General features: G+C 64.5%; 18 protein-coding genes. 8 read left to right on the top strand and 10 right to left on the bottom strand.

What is annotated here, in order from left to right:
* The first annotated feature begins 29 nt into the window (after positions 1–29).
* From VFA60_08910 to VFA60_08900, 3 genes are all read left to right on the top strand, one after another.
* Positions 30–914 (top strand): TatD family hydrolase, encoded by an 885-nt coding sequence (locus VFA60_08910; protein HZQ91897.1) that lies wholly within the window; start codon positions 30–32, stop codon positions 912–914.
* A 107-nt stretch (positions 915–1021) separates the two neighbouring features.
* The gene (locus tag VFA60_08905) at positions 1022–1519 is read left to right on the top strand and encodes a YajQ family cyclic di-GMP-binding protein (GenBank protein HZQ91896.1); all 498 of its coding nucleotides are present in this window, start codon (positions 1022–1024) and stop codon (positions 1517–1519) included.
* Between the two features lie 99 nt (positions 1520–1618).
* Complete coding sequence (locus VFA60_08900; protein HZQ91895.1) at positions 1619–2605, top strand: polyprenyl synthetase family protein; 987 nt, start codon at positions 1619–1621, stop codon at positions 2603–2605.
* A 76-nt stretch (positions 2606–2681) separates the two neighbouring features.
* On the opposite strand, the gene VFA60_08895 is transcribed toward VFA60_08900, so the two are convergent.
* From VFA60_08895 to VFA60_08855, 9 genes are all read right to left on the bottom strand, one after another.
* The gene (locus VFA60_08895) at positions 2682–3146 is read right to left on the bottom strand and encodes a RidA family protein (GenBank protein HZQ91894.1); all 465 of its coding nucleotides are present in this window, start codon (positions 3144–3146) and stop codon (positions 2682–2684) included.
* A 111-nt stretch (positions 3147–3257) separates the two neighbouring features.
* Positions 3258–3719 carry a peptidoglycan-binding domain-containing protein gene (locus tag VFA60_08890; GenBank protein HZQ91893.1) on the bottom strand — a complete coding sequence of 154 codons (462 nt, stop codon included), beginning with the start codon at positions 3717–3719 and terminating at the stop codon, positions 3258–3260.
* Positions 3720–4035: 316 nt separating this feature from the next.
* On the bottom strand, positions 4036–5592 hold the full coding sequence (locus VFA60_08885) for a Do family serine endopeptidase (GenBank protein HZQ91892.1): 1557 nt from the start codon (positions 5590–5592) through the stop codon (positions 4036–4038).
* 349 nt (positions 5593–5941) lie between these two features.
* Complete coding sequence (locus VFA60_08880; protein ID HZQ91891.1) at positions 5942–6829, bottom strand: DMT family transporter; 888 nt, start codon at positions 6827–6829, stop codon at positions 5942–5944.
* A gap of 71 nt (positions 6830–6900) precedes the next feature.
* The gene (locus VFA60_08875) at positions 6901–7395 is read right to left on the bottom strand and encodes a hypothetical protein (GenBank protein HZQ91890.1); all 495 of its coding nucleotides are present in this window, start codon (positions 7393–7395) and stop codon (positions 6901–6903) included.
* Between the two features lie 266 nt (positions 7396–7661).
* Positions 7662–9428 carry an amidohydrolase family protein gene (locus VFA60_08870; GenBank protein HZQ91889.1) on the bottom strand — a complete coding sequence of 589 codons (1767 nt, stop codon included), beginning with the start codon at positions 9426–9428 and terminating at the stop codon, positions 7662–7664.
* Between the two features lie 63 nt (positions 9429–9491).
* A complete protein-coding gene (locus VFA60_08865; protein ID HZQ91888.1) occupies positions 9492–10778 on the bottom strand; it encodes a M20/M25/M40 family metallo-hydrolase in 1287 nt (428 codons plus the stop codon).
* Positions 10779–10861: 83 nt separating this feature from the next.
* Positions 10862–12094, bottom strand: a complete 1233-nt coding sequence (locus VFA60_08860) for a LeuA family protein (protein ID HZQ91887.1) — start codon at positions 12092–12094, stop codon at positions 10862–10864.
* A gap of 81 nt (positions 12095–12175) precedes the next feature.
* A complete protein-coding gene (locus VFA60_08855; GenBank protein ID HZQ91886.1) occupies positions 12176–12496 on the bottom strand; it encodes a hypothetical protein in 321 nt (106 codons plus the stop codon).
* A 105-nt stretch (positions 12497–12601) separates the two neighbouring features.
* On the opposite strand from VFA60_08855, the gene VFA60_08850 reads away from it, so the two are divergent.
* On the top strand, positions 12602–13297 hold the full coding sequence (locus VFA60_08850) for a hemerythrin domain-containing protein (GenBank protein ID HZQ91885.1): 696 nt from the start codon (positions 12602–12604) through the stop codon (positions 13295–13297).
* 101 nt (positions 13298–13398) lie between these two features.
* Here VFA60_08850 and truA read toward each other — a convergent pair whose 3' ends face one another.
* Entirely contained in the window at positions 13399–14202 is an 804-nt protein-coding gene (gene truA / locus VFA60_08845) for a tRNA pseudouridine(38-40) synthase TruA (protein ID HZQ91884.1), read from the bottom strand.
* A gap of 527 nt (positions 14203–14729) precedes the next feature.
* Here truA and VFA60_08840 point away from each other — a divergent pair.
* From VFA60_08840 to VFA60_08825, 4 genes are all read left to right on the top strand, one after another.
* Positions 14730–15407: a helix-turn-helix domain-containing protein gene (locus VFA60_08840; protein ID HZQ91883.1), complete on the top strand. Its 678-nt coding sequence runs from the start codon at positions 14730–14732 to the stop codon at positions 15405–15407.
* A gap of 68 nt (positions 15408–15475) precedes the next feature.
* Positions 15476–16561 carry an efflux RND transporter periplasmic adaptor subunit gene (locus VFA60_08835; GenBank protein HZQ91882.1) on the top strand — a complete coding sequence of 362 codons (1086 nt, stop codon included), beginning with the start codon at positions 15476–15478 and terminating at the stop codon, positions 16559–16561.
* Positions 16558–17544: an ABC transporter ATP-binding protein gene (locus VFA60_08830; GenBank protein HZQ91881.1), complete on the top strand. Its 987-nt coding sequence runs from the start codon at positions 16558–16560 to the stop codon at positions 17542–17544. Before VFA60_08835 ends, VFA60_08830 begins: the two co-directional genes overlap by 4 nt.
* Complete coding sequence (locus VFA60_08825; GenBank protein ID HZQ91880.1) at positions 17541–18686, top strand: ABC transporter permease; 1146 nt, start codon at positions 17541–17543, stop codon at positions 18684–18686. The genes VFA60_08830 and VFA60_08825 overlap by 4 nt, the downstream gene beginning before the upstream one ends.
* Positions 18687–18929: the final 243 nt, after the last annotated feature.

The raw sequence follows: 18929 nt of genomic DNA, 5'->3' as shown, positions 1-18929 counted from the left end.
CCGCGTACATCCGCGGTAAGTTTTTTCCTATGCTCATCGACAGCCATGCCCACCTCGAAATGCCGCAGTTCGCCGGCGACCGCGCCGCCGTGCTCGCGCGCGCTCGCGAAGCCGGAGTCGAGACCATCCTGGCCATCGGCAGCGGCGCCGGTCCTGGCTCGCTGGCCTGCGCCATCGAACTGGCCGAAGAATTCGATCCACTCGCCAACGGTGTTACGGAACGCGGACAGCGGAAGGCGGAGAGCGGTCTTGCCGGCAGCCAGCAGCCAGCGGCCAGCAGCGCTTTTCTCTACGCCACCATCGGCATCCACCCGCACGAAGCCAGGCTCGCTGAGGAGAAAGATTTTGTCGAACTAGAACAGCTCGCCAACCACCCGCGCGTCATTGCCTGGGGCGAAGTCGGACTCGACTACTGGTACGACCACTCGCCGCGCCCGGTGCAACAACAAGTCTTCATTCGCCAGATGGAGCAGGCCCGCGCGGCGAAGCTGCCCATCATTATTCATTGCCGCCCCTCGCAGAACGGCGCCGACGCCTGGGACGACTGCCTCGCGCTGCTCACCCAGCACTGGAAGCCCTCGGGCCTTGGCGGCGTGCTGCACTGCTTCACCGGCGAGCTGCGCCACGCCCACGCTGCACTCGACCTCGGCTTCGTGATCTCGTTCGCCGGCAACGTTAGCTTCCCCAAAGCGCAGAACATCCGCGATGCCGCGCGCGCGCTCCCGCTCGACCGCATGTTCATCGAGACCGACTCGCCTTTCCTCGCGCCGGTGCCGCACCGCGGCAAGCGCAACGAGCCGGCGTTTGTCGCCGAGACCGCGCGCCACATCGCCCAACTCCGCGGCTCGACTGCCGAAGAAGTCGGCGACGCCACCGCCGCCAACTTCCGCCGCTTCTTCGCAGAAAAGCTTTAACCACAGAGGTCAGCGAGGACGCGGAGAAAATTCACAATCTCTGTGTTTCTCTGGGTCCTCTGTGGTTAAGAAGGGGTCCCACAAGGTAAGCTAGTGGGTTCATCGCCATGCCCGAGAACTCATTCGATATCGTCAGCCGCATCGACCTTCAGGAGGTCTCCAACGCCATGCAGCAGGCGCTCAAGGAGATCCACCAGCGCTTCGACCTGAAGGACTCGCGCAGCGACATCAAGATGGAAGGCAAAGACGCCATCGTCCTCGCCTCGCAGGACGAGTACAAACTCAAGGCGGTCAACGACGTCTTCCAGCAGAAGCTCGTGCGCCGCGGCGTGCCGCTGCGCGGCCTCACCTACGGCGCGGTCGAGCCCGCCGCCGGCTCCAGCGTGCGCCAGCGCATCACGTTGCAACAGGGCATCCCGGTCGAAAAAGCGCGCGACATCGTGAAGCTCATCAAGAATTCGAAGAAAAAAGTTCAGGCCTCGATCCAGGGCGACCTGGTGCGCGTGAGCGGCAAGGACCGCGACACGCTCCAGGAGATCATCGCGCTGATCAAGCAGTCCGATTTCGGCATTGACATGCAGTTCACGAATTACCGGACGAACTAGAGCTCACCGCGGAGACGCGGAGGCACGGAGAAAAGCAGAACGGTTTCAGAATCTGTTTTCTCCGCGTCTCGGCCTCCGCGGTCAAGAATCGGCTTTGACGTGAGCACCGCCACCACGACCGCTAAGGAAGTGTTCGAGCTGCTGCGCGATGACCTCGCCGCCATCGAGCGCGAGTTCGGCCGCGACACGGTTTCGTCCGTCCCGGCGATCACCGATATCGGCGAGTACCTGCGCGCCGGCGGCGGCAAGCGCATCCGCCCGGCGCTCCTCCTGCTGGCGGCCAAACAGTTCAACTACGAAGGACGCGGCGCCGTGCGAATGGGCGCGGTCGTCGAGATCATCCACACCGCCACGCTCGTCCACGACGACATCATTGACGAAGCGCAGCTCCGCCGCGGCCGTCCCGCCGCCAATACGCAGTGGGGCAATTCCAAGTGCGTGCTCGCCGGCGACTGGCTCTACATGCAGGCGTTCAAGATCGCGCTCCAGGAGCGCAACTTCCGCATCCTCGACCTGCTCATCGAGCTCACGCAGCAGATGGTGGAAGGCGAGCTGCTGCAAATGGAAAAGCTCGGCCGCTGCATCTCGCTGGATGAACACTTCGACCTCATCTTCCGCAAGACCGCCTGCCTGTTTTCGATTTCCATGCGCCTCGGTGGCATCCTGGGCGGCGCCACCGGCGACGAAGAAGACCGGCTCGGCGAGTACGGCCGCAATCTCGGCATGGCCTTCCAGATCGTCGACGACGTGCTCGACCTCACCGCCTCCGAAGAGGTCCTCGGCAAGCCCGTCGCCAGCGACCTCCGCGAGGGCAAAGTGACCATGGCGGTCATCCACGCGCTCGATCGCTGCACGCCCGCCGAACGTACGCTGATCGAAAAGGTCATGGAAGAGCGCGCCTTCGTGAGCGTCACCCACGAGCAGGTGCTAAGCATCCTCGAGCGCTATGGCTCGATCGAAGCCGCCTACGCCGCCGCCGCTGAGAACGCCGCCGCCGCCCGCAAGGCCATCTGCACCTTCCCCGACTCGGACATCAAGCGCTGCCTGCTCTCCATCCCCGAGTATGTAGTCGCCCGCGAAAAATAGCGCTTTGTCTGTGTCTCCTTCGTGTCCGTTGTGTTGCTTTGTGTTTCGCTTTTGACTTTGACTTCGCCTTTGCCTTTTACTTCTTTCCTTTTGCCTTCGTTTTCACCGCAATGCCCATCATCTCGAAGTGCGCCCCGAACAGCAGGGGCCCCGAGCCGAGAAACGCGCGCGCCGGCAGATCGCCTTTGAAGTACGTTTTGTAAACGGCATTCCAGCGGTCGAACAGCGACACATCGGGACAGCACACCTGCACCGACACCAAGTCGTCCATCGTCATGCCCGCCTCGGCGAGCACGGCCTTGAAGCCGTCGAGCAGCAAGCGCGCTTCCTGCTCGATGCCGGCCGGCGGCAGGTTTGTCTTCGGATCGATCCCGATCCGGCCGGAAAGATACAGTGTGTCGCCCACCATCACCGCGTCGCTGAACGGCAGGTTCGGACGCCGGTTCGCCAGGTTGATGACCTGGCGCCTGGGCGCGTCAGCGGCAAACGCCTGCACGGCGAACAACAGCAGTAGCAAAATCGTCAGCAGTTCCGTCTTCATCCGTTCCCTCCCTCGAACAACACACGCCAAACCGGCGAGTTTTCGACAACCGCACACACTACCGGATGGAGGGTTTATCTGAGAACCGAGAACTGAAAGCTTCGAAGGGGCTTACTGCTGCTGTCCGCCGCCCTTGTTGGCCGGCTCGGGCATGGCGATGAAGGCGGTGTCAGGATTGATGAGCTGGTTGCGGTCCGGCCCCAGCCCCAGCTTGATGAGCGCCCGCGAGTCGGGCACCTTCTTGGTCTGCCAGCCGTTGTCTTCCTGGTAGCGCGCCATGGCGGACTTGGTGGCGGCGTCCCACTTGCCGGTCGGCTCGCCATTCAGGTAGTGCGCGCGGATCAGCGCCGCCTGAATCTCGGTCGCCCGCGCCGGGTCCACCACCTGCTGCCGGTGGCGCCAGGCCTGTCGGCTCGCCTTCCTTGAGCTTTTCTTCGATTTCGACTTCGCCGCGTGGACCGAAGCCTTGCGGCTGGACTTCCTGGTGGAATGGGCGGCCGCGCCGGCGGATGTCGCCGCCAGCAGCCCGAGCACTGCGATCGCAACCACCTGGCGAATCCCAGCTCGCCCCAAGAATGCCACCTCGTCAGGGTTTTCGTTACCCGGCCAGAGCCGCCGGGAATTGACCCTGCTCGTTCCGACTTAGGGAACGAACCGGCCGACATGATCGCCTATTTCGGTGCTGGCTGGCCAGCAGAAAGTGGCCGGTCAGGATAACCAAGGCCCATGTCCCGCGGTACCGGAACATGGGCCTTGAATTTCAGCAGCTTACGAAGCGGTCGGAATGCACATCGTCCCCATTTTCCGCCCTAATTCAGCGACGGACGGGTCTCCGCTTCCATCGACGCCCCGAGGTTTTCCGCCCACGAACCGACGACTAACGACCGCCTTATGGCAACGTCCCCGCCAGGAAGATGCTTCCACCCTGCCGGCCGCCCTGGTGAACGAGCAGCGCCACGTCCTGCCCGCTCTTCAGCTGCCCCTCGATGCGGGTAAAGTCGGCCTCGCTGTTCACCGGTTGCTTGTTGATCTGCAGGATCACGTCGCCGCGGTTCACGCCGATGTCGTCGGCAAACGAGCCCGGCTTGACGCGAGTCACCACCACGCCCTTGCCCGCCGGAACGCCTAGCCGCATTGCCTGCTCGGGCGTCAGCGGTGCGATGGTCACGCCCAGCTTGCTTTCGGTCGGCTGCGCCGGTCCGCCCAGTTCTTCTGCCGTCTCGCCTTCGGTCGGGAACAGCTTGGCGCGGTCGGCCACGGTCAGCGCCGCGGTCTGGCGCTTCCCGTCGCGCATGTAGTCGAGCTTCACCTGGCTGCCCGGCCTGCGGCTGCTGATGTCAGACACCAGCTCGTCGCCGCTCTTCACCGGCTTGCCGTCGACCGCGACGATCGTGTCGCCTTCCTTCAGCCCCGCAGCCGCAGCCGGGCCGTTGGGCGGCACCTGGCTGATGGTCACTCCGTTGCCATAGATGCGCGCCACCGCCGGATTCTCCTGCGCGTTGAACACCACGCCGATCGATCCGCGCGTAACCCGGTGCTCAGGCCCGATCAGGTCGTTATAGACCTTGGCCACCGTCGCCGAAGGCAGCGCAAAGCCCACGCCCTGGTATCCGGTCGAGAACCCCTGCGTGTAGATGGCGGTGTTGATGCCGATCACTTCGCCGTCCATGTTCACCAGCGGCCCGCCCGAGTTGCCGGGGTTGATGGCCGCGTCGGTCTGCAGGAACGATTGGAATTGGCGGCGCGGAACGATGTTGCTGCGCCCTTTCGCCGAAACGATTCCCGCCGTCACCGTGGCCTCGAGTCCGAACGGGCTGCCCACCGCCAGCACCCAGTCGCCCACCTGCGCCGAGTCGGAGTTCCCTATCTTGGCGGCCTGGATAGGCCGCTTGGGCTCAATTTTGATCACCGCCAAGTCGGTTTCCTTGTCCACGCCGATGACCTTCGCCGGATAGTCGGTCCCCGGCGGATCGTCCATCAGTTTCACCTTGATGCGGTCCGCGCCGTCCACCACGTGCGCGTTGGTCACGATGTAACCCTTGGTATCCATGATCACGCCCGAACCCAGGGCACGCTCGCGGCTGCCCTCGGGCGGCGGCCCGCCCTGTCCGCCGAAGAAGCGGTCGAAGAAATCGTCAAACGGGCTCTGGTTGTCGTCATCGGGCGGCTGCCCGCGGCGGCGCCGCTGCGCAGGCTCCGGCTTGCTGATGGATTCGGTGTTGATGTTCACGACCGACGGTTCCACCTGCTTGGCGATGGTCGCGAACGCGTTCGACAACTGCTTCGGCGCCGGCAGCTGCAGAGGAGTCGCATCGGAGCTGTCGAAGGCCGCCAGCGCTCTGCCCTTGACGCCGTTGCTGATGATGGTCCCGATCAGGATTCCCACCGCCAGCGTTGCCAGCACCAGGACGGTTGACGCCCAGCGGCTATTCAGGAAACGTTCCATGGTTGCGCGTGCGCGCGCACTCATATTCGTTCTGCCTCCACTTACCTAACAAACGATTATAGCTCTCTCGGAATGAGGACACGTTCGTCTGCTGAAGCCGGTTAGAAACGGCCTCTGTAATGTTAGACGCAGGAAAATGCCTTTCCGTCACACGCCGATTTGAGCTGAATGGGAGCGCCGTTTGCAGCGTTTTCGACGCGGTGTCTGCGTTCCGCGCGCGGCACACTACTCCCTGCAGCTATGAACTACCGGTCCAACGAAACTTGCAGGCATGGGTGATTCTTTTTTTTTGGCACGGTGGGCCAGAAACCGCTGCCGCAGCGGCGCCGGCGGGGCTAACCCCAGCGGACTAGCTCGCTGCCTCGTCGGCGGGCGAGCCCTTCAACTCCGCTGTCAGAATGCCGCCGAGGATCAGCGCCGCGCCTGCGCCCGCGCGGTATCCCAGCCGCTCGCCCAGCACAAGGTACGACGTGAGCCAGGCAAACACCGGCTCCAGCGAAAAAATCAGCGCCGCATAAGTGGGCGACGTGAACTGCTGCGCCCACGCCTGGACGCTAAAGGCGCCCGCCGTCCCCAGCAGGCCGGTCACTACGATGGCGGTCAGCACCCTCCCCGACCACACCGCATGCGGTTGCTCCACCAGCGGCACGGTGAACGCCATCAGCACCGCCGCCGCGGCAATTTGCAGGAACGCGATCGGTTCGAATCCATGCCGGCTCGACGCCCGCCCCACAAGAATGATTTGGAAGCCGAAGGCCACAGCGCACGCCAGCGTGAGCAGGTCGCCAGTATTGATTGCCTGCCATTGCGCCATCCCGCCGGGCACGCTCATCAGGTAGAGCCCGGCGAAGGCCAGCAGCACGCCCGCCCACGTCCAGCCGGTGAACCGCTTCCGCCAGAAAACTCCCAGGAACACCGGCACCAGCACGACCGAAACGCCGGTGAGGAAGGCCGACTTCGAGGGCGTAGTGCGCGCCAGGCCCGTACTCTGGAACTCATATCCCAGCCACAGCATCGCCCCGACCAGCACACCGTCGGCCAGGACCGCCTTGCGGATGCGACCCATGTCCCGCCGGAAAATCAGCGCCAGCGTCACCGCCGCCAGGCACATGCGCACGGTGTTGAACAGCAGCGGTGAGATGTCGCGCAGAACGTCCTTGATCTGCACGAACGTCGCTCCCCACACCAGCGTCACCAGGACCAGCAAAACGTGGGCTTTGACGGTGCGCAAGGTCACGAGGCGAGTTTACAGTCCAGCTCTGGGTTTGGCGGATAGCGGAGAGCGGAAGGCGGAACGTGGAGAGCGCTTTACGCCCGAATCAGCGACGGCACCGCGTCCCAGTCGCCCACCTGCGAGACCTGCGAGCGCGACTTCACTTCTGCCTGGAAGCGTGCTGAATCGGCGTGGAAGCCGGTGTGGCGAATGTCGCGGCCGTCCTGGGCGAAGACGAAGGTGCTGTTGTCGCCGCTGCGATGGCAGATGCTGGAGACTTCGTTCCACGCGATCACCACCTTGCGGCCCCACCAGTGGCGTTGCGCGATCCCGGCGGCGTCCAGCACGATGTCGGCCGGCCAGGAGTAAAGAAAGAGGCCCAGGAACAGGCCGGGAACGGCTACCAGCCAGGCCGGCTGATGGTTATCCAGCAGGGTCAGGAGAATGGCCAGGGCGACCACCGCGCCTATTCCATAAACCGCCTTCACGCCCGACGCGCCGAATACCAGCCGGTCGCGCTCCTTTCGCGGAGCAGCAGCCGCAGCCCGCTGGCGCAGCCATCGCAATACCACCACAACCAAGAAAGTCATGCGTCGATCAGGTGTCCTGCTAAAAGCCCCGGTCTTCCCAGCTGTCGCGTTCCGCTGGTTTGGTATGCAAGGACCCGGTACCCGGGTTCAGCCGATGGGCCCCGGCTGGAAGGCTTGACGCGGAGCAGAGTGTACGCAATTCCAGAGGCTGCTTGCAACGATTTCCGTAGCCTCGGCAGGCGAACAAATAGCGAATCTTCGCGGCCTTGACGAGGGTCAACGATGCCTCCCAATGGCCCTGGCAGACGCAGCCAGGGCCGGCGGGGTTATCTCGCCTCGTACACCGTCTTCCCGCCGACTACCGTTCGCAACACTTGCGTGCCGAGAATCTCGGCCGGCGCGGCCTTCACCAGGTCGCGATCGAGCACCACGAAGTCCGCCAGCTTGCCCTTTTCCAGCGTGCCCTTCTCCCGCTCGGCGAACTGAGCGTAGGCCGCTCCGGTCGTATATCCCGCTATCGCCTCTTCGATGGTCAGCCTCTGCTCGGGAAAATATTCCTTCGTGCCCGCCTCGTTCTTGCGGGTCAGCGCCGCGTAGATCCCCCGGAACGGCGTGATCGGCTCCACGGGATAGTCGGTCCCGAACGCCAGCCAGACCCCATGGTCGAGTAGACTCCGCCAGGCGTACGACGTTCTGGCCCGCTCCGGCCCCAGGCGCGCCACCGCCCAGTTCATGTCGGTGAGCAGGTGGCAGGGCTGCATGGACGCGATCACGTTCAGCTCGTGGAATTGGCGGAACTGCGCCGGCGTAGTGACCTGTGCGTGCTCGATGCGGTTGCGGAAGTCGCGTGCCTGGGCCGCCCGCTGCGCCACGCCGAAGGCATCAAGCGCCATCTGCGCTCCGCGGTCGCCGATGGCGTGGAAGCCCAGCTGGAACCCCGCCAGTGAGCGCTCCTCCGCCATCGTGTTCAAGCGCGTGGCCTCGTAGCGCGGCAGGCCGGCATTCTTCGGCTCGTCTGCGTAGGGCGCCAGCATGGCTGCGCTGTGCGACCCGAGCGACCCATCCATGAAGCCCTTCAGCATGCCGGTATGCAACAGCGCATCGGTCGCGGCATGGTGTGCGCGGTGCGCCTGCAAGGTGGCGAGCGGCGCATCGAACGGCAGCCACTCGCTGATGCGCAGCGTCAGCTTGCCTTCGCGCTCCAGGTCCTCATAGACGAGGAAGTCCTCCCAGGCGGAGTTGTCCTGCGCCGAGGTGACGCCCCAGCGCGCCGCGTCCGCCAGCGCCAGCTCGGCGGCTTTTCGCCGCTGTGAAGGCGCGCCGGGCGACGACACGCCCTGTCGCGTGGCCCCGCTGGCCAGCGTCCCCTGCGCGCGCGTGACCAGGTTTTCGGCGGTGTCGCGCATCACACCGGTGGCTTCGCCCTGCGCGTCGCGCACGATCTTTCCGCCCATCGGGTCGGGCGTTTCGCGGGTTACCCCCGCCAGCTTCAGCGCCGCCGTGTTGGCCACGATCGAGTGCCCATCCACCCGCCCGAAGAATGCGGGATGATCGCCGGTCACCTTGTCCAGGTCCTGGCGCGTCGGCAGTTGCGGCGCCGTCCACTTGGTTTCGTCCCAACCGCGGCCAACAACCCACTCGCCCGGGTTGGTCTGGGCGGCGCGCGCCGCGATGCGCTGCAACATCTCGTCGAGCGACTTGGTTCCCACCAGGTTCACGTTCAGTTGCTCGAAGCCGCCGTTGGCCAGGTGCAGGTGCGCGTCGTTGAATCCCGGCATGACAAACCGTCCGCCGAGGTCGACGACTTCGGTGTCCTTGCCCTTTAGTTTGCTGATTTCGGCCGTCGTGCCTACCGCGACGATGCGCCCGTCGCGCACCGCCATCGCCTGTGCCCGCGGCCCCACGCTCTCTCCGCGCAATCCGCCCCTGCCGTTCGCCACGAAGCGCGCGCCTGGATAAATATCGCCGTTGACGAAGATCACGTCCGGCGCGGGGGTTTTTTCCTTGCCGTCGGCAAGAGCGGGTTTTCTCTTGGCGTCGTCGCTCATCATTACCGCCGCGCCGGCCACGAACAGAATGCTGCAGATTAACAATGTCGTCTTCATCATTTGAGTGGAGTTTGCTGGAAATTTGAAAACGGGAAACTCGAAACTGCCCTACTTCGCTCCTGCCACCGCCAGCGCCGCGAGCAGGATCCGCTTCAGTCCCAAATCGCGCCCCCGCGGATCGAACCATTCGTGCACCGTATGCGCGCCGCCGCCCGAACCGCCTCCGCCCACGGCCAGGGCTTCGCGTCCCTGCGAGATGGGGAGGTTCGCATCGGTTGAGGCGCGCGTGACGCGCGACGGATTTCCCAGGTGCACATCCACGGCGCGCATGATGGCGAGCAGGCGCGAGGTCTCCGCCAGGTCGCCCGCAGGACGCTCGCCGATCTGCCGCACCTCGTAGCTCACGCCGGCCACGCCGTTGCCGGAAGCCAGCGCGCGCGTCACCGCCTGCCGCATGGCCGCCTCCACGCGCTCCAGTTGCTCGGTCGACGAGGAGCGCATGTCCACGCGGATCGAGGCGCTCTCGGGAATCGAGTTCACGCTCGTGCCACCGCTGATGACGCCGATGTTCAGCGTCGTCTTCGGAGAGGCGGGCAGCGGAATCAGGCTCATTTGCGCGATCGCGCGCGACAGCAGCACGATGGGATTGGGCGCGCCGAAGTCGCTCCAGGAGTGTCCGCCTGGGCCGCGCACCGTGACCTCGAAGCGGCGGCTGCCCAGCGCCTGCGCCACGATGGTGTCGCTCGACGCGCCATCAATCACCAGCGTGGCCGCAATCGCGTCCTTCCACTTCGGATCGCTGAACACGTGGCGCATGCCGCGCAGGTCGCCTTCGCCTTCTTCCCCGACGTTGCCGATGAAGACGATCGGCGCCACGTTGCGGACTTCCGCCGCGTGCATCGCCTGCGCCACCGCCAGCAGTGCCATCACGCCCGCGCCGTTGTCGCTGATGCCGGGCCCGAGCAGCTTCTCGCCGTCGCGGCGGACCTCCAGCTGCGTCCCGGCGGGAAACACGGTGTCGATGTGCGCCGTGATCGCGACGTACTTCGCCCTCTCGTCGGAGCCGCGCCTTACACCGAACACATTGCCCAACGGGTCGGAGTGGACCTCACGTAATCCGGCATCGCGGAAGCGCTCGCGCAGCCAGCGCGATCGCGCCGCCTCGCCAAACGGCGGCGAAGGGATCCTCACCATCTCCAGCTGGCGCTCGCTGATCTCGCGCTCATGCGACTGGAACCACTGGAAGGCCGCGTGGACTGCAGGCAGCGCCGCCACGCGCGCCACTTCCTGCTGGGGCGGCAGCGTGTCCGGTTTGGTGTCTGCCTGCGAGGAAAGCATCACGGCGAAGAACAGCCATACTACCGCCGCGACGCCGAACTTGCGAGCCGTGCACATTGCCGAATTGCGGAAGCGCCGGACTGCGGAATTGGCAGCACATCTCCAATTCGGCCATTCCGCGGTTCGGCAATTCGGCAATTTCATCGCTTGCAGCAGGCGAGGATCTCGGCTTCCGTTAACGTGCGGTCGCTCTGCTTGGCGCGCTGGTAGATGCGCTCCACCACGTCTTCACTCACCTTCATTCCGCGCCGCTCCAGCCAGAACAGCACGTTCGACTTGCCCGACATGGGGCCGATCTCGATCACCTGCTCGAGGCCGAAGAAGTGTGACGGAACGCCGGAATAAACGGTGTTGGCCAGCTCGACGTCGTTTTTGCGCAGCGCCTTGATCACCGCCGCGGCGTGAACGCCGGTGGCGGTGCGGAAGGCGTCGTCGCCGAGCACGGGATAGTTCCTGGGGATCGGAACGCCCGTCGCGCGCGAGACGGCCGCGCAATAATCCTTCAGCCGCGTCAGGTCCTGCTGCGTCCAAGGCTCGACGCCCATCAGCTTCAGGTTCACCAGCATCTGGTCCATCTGCGTGTTGCCCACGCGTTCGCCCACGCCGATGGCGGTCGCGTGCACGCATTCGCATCCAGCCGCCAGTGCGGCGAGCGAATTGGCGATGGCAAGTCCGCGATCGCAATGCCCGTGCCAGTCCACGCGGATGGTTTCGCCGGACGGCTTCACCACTTCCTCGATCACGAAGCGGACCAGGTTGGTCACGCCAGTCGGCGTCACGTGTCCCACCGTGTCGCAGATGACGATGGAGCGCGCGCCGCAGTTGATGGCGGTCGCATACAGCCGCTTCACCGTCTCGGGATCGCAGCGTGTGGTGTCTTCGGTGACAAACATCGCCGGAAGCCCGAGCGAGACGACGTACTTCACCGCTTCTTCGGTGGTCTTGAGCAGGAAGTCGCCGGTCCAGTTCTCGGCGTAGCGGCGAATCGGGCTGGAGCCGATGAAGGTCGCGGCCTCGATCTGGATGCCGGCCTTTTGCGAGATCTCGGCGATGGGCGTGATGTCGTTCTTGTGCGTGCGCGCGGCGCAGTTGGGCCGGATGGCAAGCTTCGCCGTGGCGATCTCGCGCGCCAGGCGCTCGCATTGCTCGTAGGCGCGCTTGCCCGCGCCAGGAAGCCCGATGTCGAGCATGTTGATGCCCAGAGCTTCCATCAGGTGGAGGATCTCGACCTTCTCATCGAGCGTGGGATCTTTGACCGAGGGAGATTGCAGGCCGTCGCGCAGGCTCTCGTCGTTGAGCAACACGCGACCCGCGGGCCTGAACGCGCCGCCGTTCACCGTGTTCCAGTCGTAGATGAGTTCGGCAGGTTTCAAGGGCGCTCCCGGCTTTCGGTTCTGGGCTTCTGGCTCGCCAGAGGGTTGATGGGCGAAGTGCTCAATGCCAAATGCTAACTGCTAGGTTTTCGGCGGCAGCGTCAACCCGAACGTGGAGATCGAGCCTTTGCCGGCGACGTTGAGGCCGCTTGGGTCCTCGGTGTTCGGCAGATACAGCGTCTTGCAGTGCTCGCAGCGGTAAATCTCGGCCTTCGGGCCGAACGCCTTCTCAATGTCGCCGCAAGCCTGCTCTTTCACGTCGTCGGCGTAGAACCAGCGCTTCAAGTGACCGGCGCAGATTTTTCCCTTAGCATCCTTTTCGTTGCAGGAGCGCTGTCCGGGCTTCTTGACCTTCAGCTTGTGGTTGGCCAGCTGCGGCAAAACGGTTGCAGAACTCGACAAGTTTTTTCCTCGCTGGTGATCTGCGCATTCCGAGCGGCGCGTGCGCAACTTTTATTGTAATCAACAGCTCTATAGGCTACTAGGGCGCGCCATACGGAGGCTGGCATGAACCACACCCGCCGAAGCTTTCTTTACAAAACCGCCGCACTGACAGGCGCCGCGTCCGCGTGGCCCGTCATCGCCCAGCAGGTCTCCGGACCCGCCCCGGCGGAAGAAGACGTCTCGCCCACCGAAGACCTGATGCGCGAGCACGGGCTGCTCAACCGCGTGCTGCTGGTCTACGAAGAGTGCCTGCGAAGGATCGACGCCTCCGTCGCCCAGGCGCTCAGGTTCGACCCCAAGCTTCTCGCCGATTCGGCCAGCATCATCCGCCGCTTCATCGAGGACTATCACGAGAAGCTGGAAGAAGATTACATCTTCCCGCGCTTCGAGAAGGCGCACCAGCTAACGGACCTGGTCAAGGTCCTGCGGCGCCAGCACGAGGCGGGACGCAACGACACCGAAAAGATCCAGAAGCTCTCCACTGCCGCCGCGCTGAAGCAACCCGCCAGCCGCGGCGAGGTTGCCGGCGCGATTTCGCACTTCGTCCGGATGTATCGGCCGCACGAGGCGCGCGAAGACACCGTGCTCTTTCCCGCACTGCACAGCCTGGTCTCGCAACACGAGTACGACGCTCTCGGCGAAGACTTCGAAAAGCGCGAACACGAGCTGTTCGGCGCCGAAGGCTTCGAGGGCGAAGTCGAAAAGGTCGCCGAAATCGAGAAATCGCTGGGGATCTATGACCTGGCGAAGTTCACGTAAGACGGCGCCTGGCGCCCAGCCGTCAGCACTTGGCCGCCGAGGTCCGTGGTGGTCCGATGAAGACCCTGCGCGGCTCAAGTGCCCGGCTAATTGCCAAGGGCTCAAGACCAAATGCCGCCTTCATACTCCACGCTCACCAGGCATAGGCCGCTCGCCGGCGCGGTTGGGCCGGCGGCGGAGCGGTCGCGCAACTCCAGGATGCGCCGCAGGTCGCGCTGCGTCAGCGATCCTTTGCCGACCAGCAGGAATGTGCCGACCAGGTTCCGCACCATGTGGTGCAGGAAGCCCGAGCCGCAAACGGTGTAGATCAGCTCGTCGCGGTCGCTCTCCCAGCGCGACTCGAATATGGTGCGCACGTTGGAGAGCGGCTCGTCGTCGCCACCATCGCTCCGCTCACCGGCGTTTCGCGCGCTGCGGTCAGGATCAACCGCGGCGAACGAGGTGAAGTCGTGCTCGCCTTCGACGAGCGGCGCCGCGTCCACCATCGCGTCTTCATTCAGCGGAAACGGATGGTGGTAGACGTAGCGCGCCAGGAAGGGCGGGCAGATATCGCCGCGATAGATGCGGTAGCGATACGTCTTTTTCTTCGCCGAGCGCCGCGCGTGAAAATCGGAGGCCACTTCCTCGACGGCGAGCACGCGCACCGAAGACGGCAGCAGATCGTTCACCGCCTTTACCAGGTTCGCCGGCGGAATGGGAGATTCCGTCGCCCAACTCACTACCTGCCCCAGGGCGTGCACGCCGGCGTCGGTGCGTCCCGAGCTCTGCGGCAGGCCCGGCGTTCCGGTGACGCGCGCCAGCGCCTCCTGCAGCGTGCCCTGCACGGTGCGCATTCCCGGCTGCACCTGCCAGCCGTGAAATTCGGAGCCATCGTAGCTGAGCGTGATTTTCAGCGTGCGCGACATCGCTGGGCTATTTGAGCACAGCGGCCATCCCGCTGAAGCGAGTTCCCCAAGTCAGCGCCGAAAAAACGGGGCGCGGAAAAATGGGGCAGCCCCCGCAGCCGACGATCCGCGATGACGTGCCGACGGGCGAGGGCACCCGCCGCTACACCGTATCGACCTCAAACAGATCAGACATATACCCCCTCCCCCCTCGGTCTGATTGGAATCATGAACTTAGCAACCGAGGTCTGTTGCTGGTCTGTTGATCTGAAGGAGTTTACACGCAAAATATGTTGCCTAATGGAGTTAGCGCCGGACTTGTCAAAGAGCAGAAAACCCGCGCCTGTGCGCGAGCCTGCTTCCAGCGTAGCAGTTCCCCTGGGGAAAATGGGAAGACTTCGGTGGGAAAATATCGCGAATGGGATCAATGCTTTAGGTCGGAATTGGTCTCCGCGTGGCGCTTGACAACTTTTGCCGGAAAATATCCTTATGACTTTCGGTCATTTTTATTTGACTAGAAGTCATTTTTGACTTACAGTCACTTCAGCATGACAACCCTCGATCTCAACCCGGAACCTGCCGGCCGCCGCGAACGGCGCCGGACGGAAGTTCACGCGCGCATCTTCGAAGCGGCGATGCGCCTGTTTGCCAAGCACGGATTCTTCAACACGACGGTGGAGCAGATCACCGAGCAGGCCGACGTGGCCAAGGGGACGTTCTTCAACTACTTCCCCGGCAAGGAATCGATCCTGCTCGCGATGGCGGAGCGACAGCGCGCGATCGTGACCTCGGTGACGGCGAAAGCGGCGGACGCTCCCGCGGTCGAACCCATTCTGCGTGAACTGGGGCACAGGATCGCAGCGATGCCGGCGCAGAGCCAGATCATGCTGCGCAGCCTGCTGGGAGTGCTTTTCTCGTACGCCGAGCTGACGGTTCGTATGAGTGAGCTGCTGCAAAGCGGACAGGAACTGATCGGGCAAGTGATGAAGCGCGGCCAGGACCTGGGTGAAATTCGCGCTGACATGGCGCCGCGGGAGTTGGCGCGCCTCTTTCAGCAGACGATTTTCGGCAACAACGCGCTCTGGGGAATCCTGCCGCCGGCCGACGTTCACGAGTGGATGGACCGCGCGATTGATGTGTTCTGGCGCGGAATCGCGACGCATCCGGCGCCGGTTCGGTCGCAACTCTCAGATTCATCCGGCGCGAACGAGGAACGTGAGACGTAGCAGGCAACGTCTCTACGGCCCTCGGTTTGGTATCCGCCCGGAGAAAGAGAAACGAAAGTGAGAGTTTCATGAAACGCAAGGCAATCATCATCTCGGGCATCGCGGCGATCACGCTGGCCGCGCTGGCGGCCACCTCGTGGTACCGCCGGGGCGACAGCAAGTTCGCGGCTTCGGGCACGCTGGAGGCGCGGAACATCAGCATCGGGTCAAAGATTGGCGGCCGTGTGGCCAAGGTTCTGGTCAACGAGGGGGACCGCGTGGAAGCCGGCCAGGTGCTGCTGGTGTTCGACAGTCCGGAAGTGGAAGCGCGGCTGGTGCGGGCACGGGGCGACCTGGAGCAGGCGCGGGCCAACTACGAGAAGATGCTGCACGGATCGCGTCCCGAGGAAATCGCGCAGGCGCGGGCGGCGGCGGGCGACGGCAAAGAGCCCGGCTACCGGGTGCACGAAATCGAGCAGGCGCGCGCCGACCTGGAGCGGGCGCGGTCGGACGCGGCGAATGCCGGCCGCAAGTGGCAGCGTTATCGCGAGCTGTTCGAAGAGGGCGTGGTCTCGCGGGAGCAGCGCGACGACGCCGAGACGCAATACCGCATGGCCACGGCATCCGCCGAAACCGCGGCGCACGCCGTGGCGGCCGCGGAAGGCCGGCTGCGCGAGGCCGCCGCCATCGAACAGAAAACTGTCACCGGCAACCGGGCGGAAGACATTGCCATGGCGCGCGCGCAAGTGGAGAGCGCCGAGGGCGCTCTGCGCGAGGCCGAGGCCAACTGGGCCGAGCGCGAGGTGCGCTCGCCGGCGCGCGCCGTCGTCGAGGTGATGGACATTCGCCCGGGCGACCTGCTGCCGGCCAACGCGCCCATCGCACGTCTGCTCGAGGCCGACCAGCTCTACGTGATGGTTTACGTCCCGCAGAGCCAAATTGGCCGCATCCGCGTGGGGCAGCAGGCGGACTTGACGGTGGACGCGTTTCCTAACCAGCCCTTCCGCGCTCGGGTGGAGCAGATCCGGCAGCAGGCCGAGTTCCTGCCGCGCAACGTGGAAACCAAGGCGGAGCGGGAACACCAGGTGGTGGGCGTGAAGCTCCGGGTGGAGAACTCCGAGAACAAATTGCGCGCCGGCATTCACGCCGATGTGCGCTTTACGGAGGCGAAATGAGCGCCGCACAGTCCTCAGCACCGCCGAACGGCCACGCCATCATCGCGCAGGGGCTCACGCGCAAGTTTGGCGACGTGGTGGCCGTCAACCATGTGAGCTTTGAGGTGGGACGCGGCGAGGTGTTCGGCTTCCTCGGTCCGAACGGCAGCGGCAAGACCACCGTCATCAAGATGCTCACCGGGCTGCTTCCTCCGACGGCGGGCACGGCCTGGGTGGACGGCGTGAACGTGGTCGGCGATCCGGAAACCGTGCGCACGCGCATCGGCTATATGAGCCAGAAGTTCGGCTTGTATGAAGACCTGACGGTGCGCGAGAACCTGCGTTTCTACGGTCAGGTGTACGGCCTGCAGGGCGGCGAACTCACGCGGAAAATGGAGGAGACAATCGAGCGAAACCTGCTCGGCCCGTATGTGGACCGGCTCGCCGGGCGCCTGAGCGGCGGATGGAAGCAGCGGTTGGCGCTGGGCTGCGCGCTGCTGCACGATCCCAAGATCCTCTACCTGGACGAGCCGACCGCCGGCATCGATCCGGTGGCGCGGCGCAAGCTGTGGGACCTGCTCTTTGACCTCTCCGGCCATGGGATCACCTTCTTTGTGACTACGCACTACATGGACGAAGCCGAGCGGTGCAGCCACCTGGCCTACATCTACTTCGGGTCGATCATCGCGGACGGCACGCCGGAAACGCTGCGCCGGTTGCCCGAGGTTTCGCCGGCGGGGACGCGGCGTTATGAAGTGGCGACAGCGAACGTGACCTCGGCGCTGCGCAAGGCGCGGACCCTGCCGTTCCTGCGCAGCGCGACCATCTTCGGCCGTTCGATTCACGCGCTGGTGGACGAAAAGGTTCCGGCCGAGGAGTTCGGCGCCGAACTGCGCCGCATCGGTGTCGAAGTGGAGGAGGTTCGGCCGCTGCTGCCCGACCTGGAAGACGTGTTCGTGGAGCTGACGTACCGGCGCGCGGAAGCGGAAGGAGTGCCGGCATGAGCAATCCCTTTCGCGGCTTTTACGCCGTCTTCGCCAAGGAGTTTCTGCACATGCGGCGCGACTCCACGGCCATGGTCTTCGCGCTCATCATGCCGCTGGTGCAGATGACGATCCTGGGAGCGGCGATTGATACCAACGTTCGCCAAGTGAAGACGGTGGTCTACGACGCGAGCGGCGTGATGGAGCGCGCCGGAAGCACGGAAGGCAGCGAGCAAAGCCGCGCCTTTGTGGACCGCTTCCGCAACTCCGACACGTTTCGCGTGTACAAGTACGTCCACTCAGACCAGGACCTGAACGCGGAGATGGTTTCCGGACGCGCGCGCGTCGGACTGAAGATTCCGTTCGACTTCGAACGCCGGCTGCTGCGCGGCGAGACGGCGCAGGTGCTGGTGTTGGTGGATGGGTCCGATTCCTCGGTGGCTGGCCAGGCGGTGAATGTTTCCGGCGCAATCGGTCTGGATGAGTCCCTGCAACGCATGTTGCCGCCCAATACCCAGGTTCCGGTGGAGATCCGGCCGAAGGTGATGTTCAACCCGGATTCGCGCTCGCCCAATTTCTTTCTGCCGGGGCTCATGGCGGTACTGCTGCTGTTTGTGACCACCATGCTGACGGCGTTCGCGATCGTGCGCGAGAAGGAGCGCGGGACGCTGGAGCAGCTGCTGATCACCCCGGTGAAGCCGCTGGGGTTGATGATGGGGAAGCTCCTTCCCTACTTCTCGACCGGCCTGACGGAGATGACAGTGATTCTGCTGTTCATGCGCTTCATCTTCCAGGTGCCGATCCACGGCGACGTGGTGCTGCTGGTGCTGCTGGCAATGACCTACATCTTCGTGAACCTGGCGCTGGGGCTGCTGATCTCATCGCGCGCCAACTCGCAGGTGGAAGCCATGCAGCTGGCCATGGGCATCATGCTGCCCAGCATCTTTCTTTCAGGCTACATCTTCCCCCGGGACACGATGCCGCTCATCTTCCGCGGCGTGAGCTACCTGGTGCCGGCGACTTACATGCTGGAAATCTCTCGTGGCGTGATTCTGCGCGGCGCGGGGCTGCTGGAACTATGGAGGAATGCCACCGTGCTGCTGGGGATGGGCGCGGCCATCCTGATGCTGGCGGCGTACCGGTTCAAGAGAATTGTCGTGTGAGAAGGGCGGGCGTTGGTCGTTTGGCCGATGGCCGAAAGGCTCCACGCAAGCCAGAAGAGGCCTTGAGCGGGCCACCGCGCGGCGCGAAGGCGGGGCGCCGCCGCCGAATTGCGGAATTGCCGAATCCAAGAAGCTTGCAATGGACTCCAATTCGGCAATCCGGCAATCCGGCGGTGCAGCAATTCCGCGGCGGGCTCCTGACGAGGAATCGCCGGTAACGCTGGGTTATACTTCATGTCCTCC

This window comes from Terriglobales bacterium (assembly GCA_035651995.1).
GTDB lineage: Bacteria > Acidobacteriota > Terriglobia > Terriglobales > Acidobacteriaceae > DASRER01.
This window is presented reverse-complemented; position numbering and strand designations above follow the sequence as displayed.

What these genes read in the sequence shown, in the direction of transcription:
- VFA60_08905 (HZQ91896.1), top strand. Translation starts at nt 1,022, where the DNA reads ATGCCCGAGAACTCATTCGATATCGTCAGCCGCATCGACCTTCAGGAG.
- VFA60_08910 (HZQ91897.1), top strand. Translation starts at nt 30, where the DNA reads ATGCTCATCGACAGCCATGCCCACCTCGAAATGCCGCAGTTCGCCGGC.
- VFA60_08865 (HZQ91888.1), bottom strand. Translation starts at nt 10,778, where the DNA reads ATGTGCACGGCTCGCAAGTTCGGCGTCGCGGCGGTAGTATGGCTGTTC.
- VFA60_08895 (HZQ91894.1), bottom strand. Translation starts at nt 3,146, where the DNA reads ATGAAGACGGAACTGCTGACGATTTTGCTACTGCTGTTGTTCGCCGTG.
- VFA60_08835 (HZQ91882.1), top strand. Translation starts at nt 15,476, where the DNA reads ATGAAACGCAAGGCAATCATCATCTCGGGCATCGCGGCGATCACGCTG.
- VFA60_08875 (HZQ91890.1), bottom strand. Translation starts at nt 7,395, where the DNA reads ATGACTTTCTTGGTTGTGGTGGTATTGCGATGGCTGCGCCAGCGGGCT.
- VFA60_08850 (HZQ91885.1), top strand. Translation starts at nt 12,602, where the DNA reads ATGAACCACACCCGCCGAAGCTTTCTTTACAAAACCGCCGCACTGACA.
- truA (HZQ91884.1), bottom strand. Translation starts at nt 14,202, where the DNA reads ATGTCGCGCACGCTGAAAATCACGCTCAGCTACGATGGCTCCGAATTT.
- VFA60_08885 (HZQ91892.1), bottom strand. Translation starts at nt 5,592, where the DNA reads ATGGAACGTTTCCTGAATAGCCGCTGGGCGTCAACCGTCCTGGTGCTG.
- VFA60_08830 (HZQ91881.1), top strand. Translation starts at nt 16,558, where the DNA reads ATGAGCGCCGCACAGTCCTCAGCACCGCCGAACGGCCACGCCATCATC.
- VFA60_08840 (HZQ91883.1), top strand. Translation starts at nt 14,730, where the DNA reads ATGACAACCCTCGATCTCAACCCGGAACCTGCCGGCCGCCGCGAACGG.
- VFA60_08825 (HZQ91880.1), top strand. Translation starts at nt 17,541, where the DNA reads ATGAGCAATCCCTTTCGCGGCTTTTACGCCGTCTTCGCCAAGGAGTTT.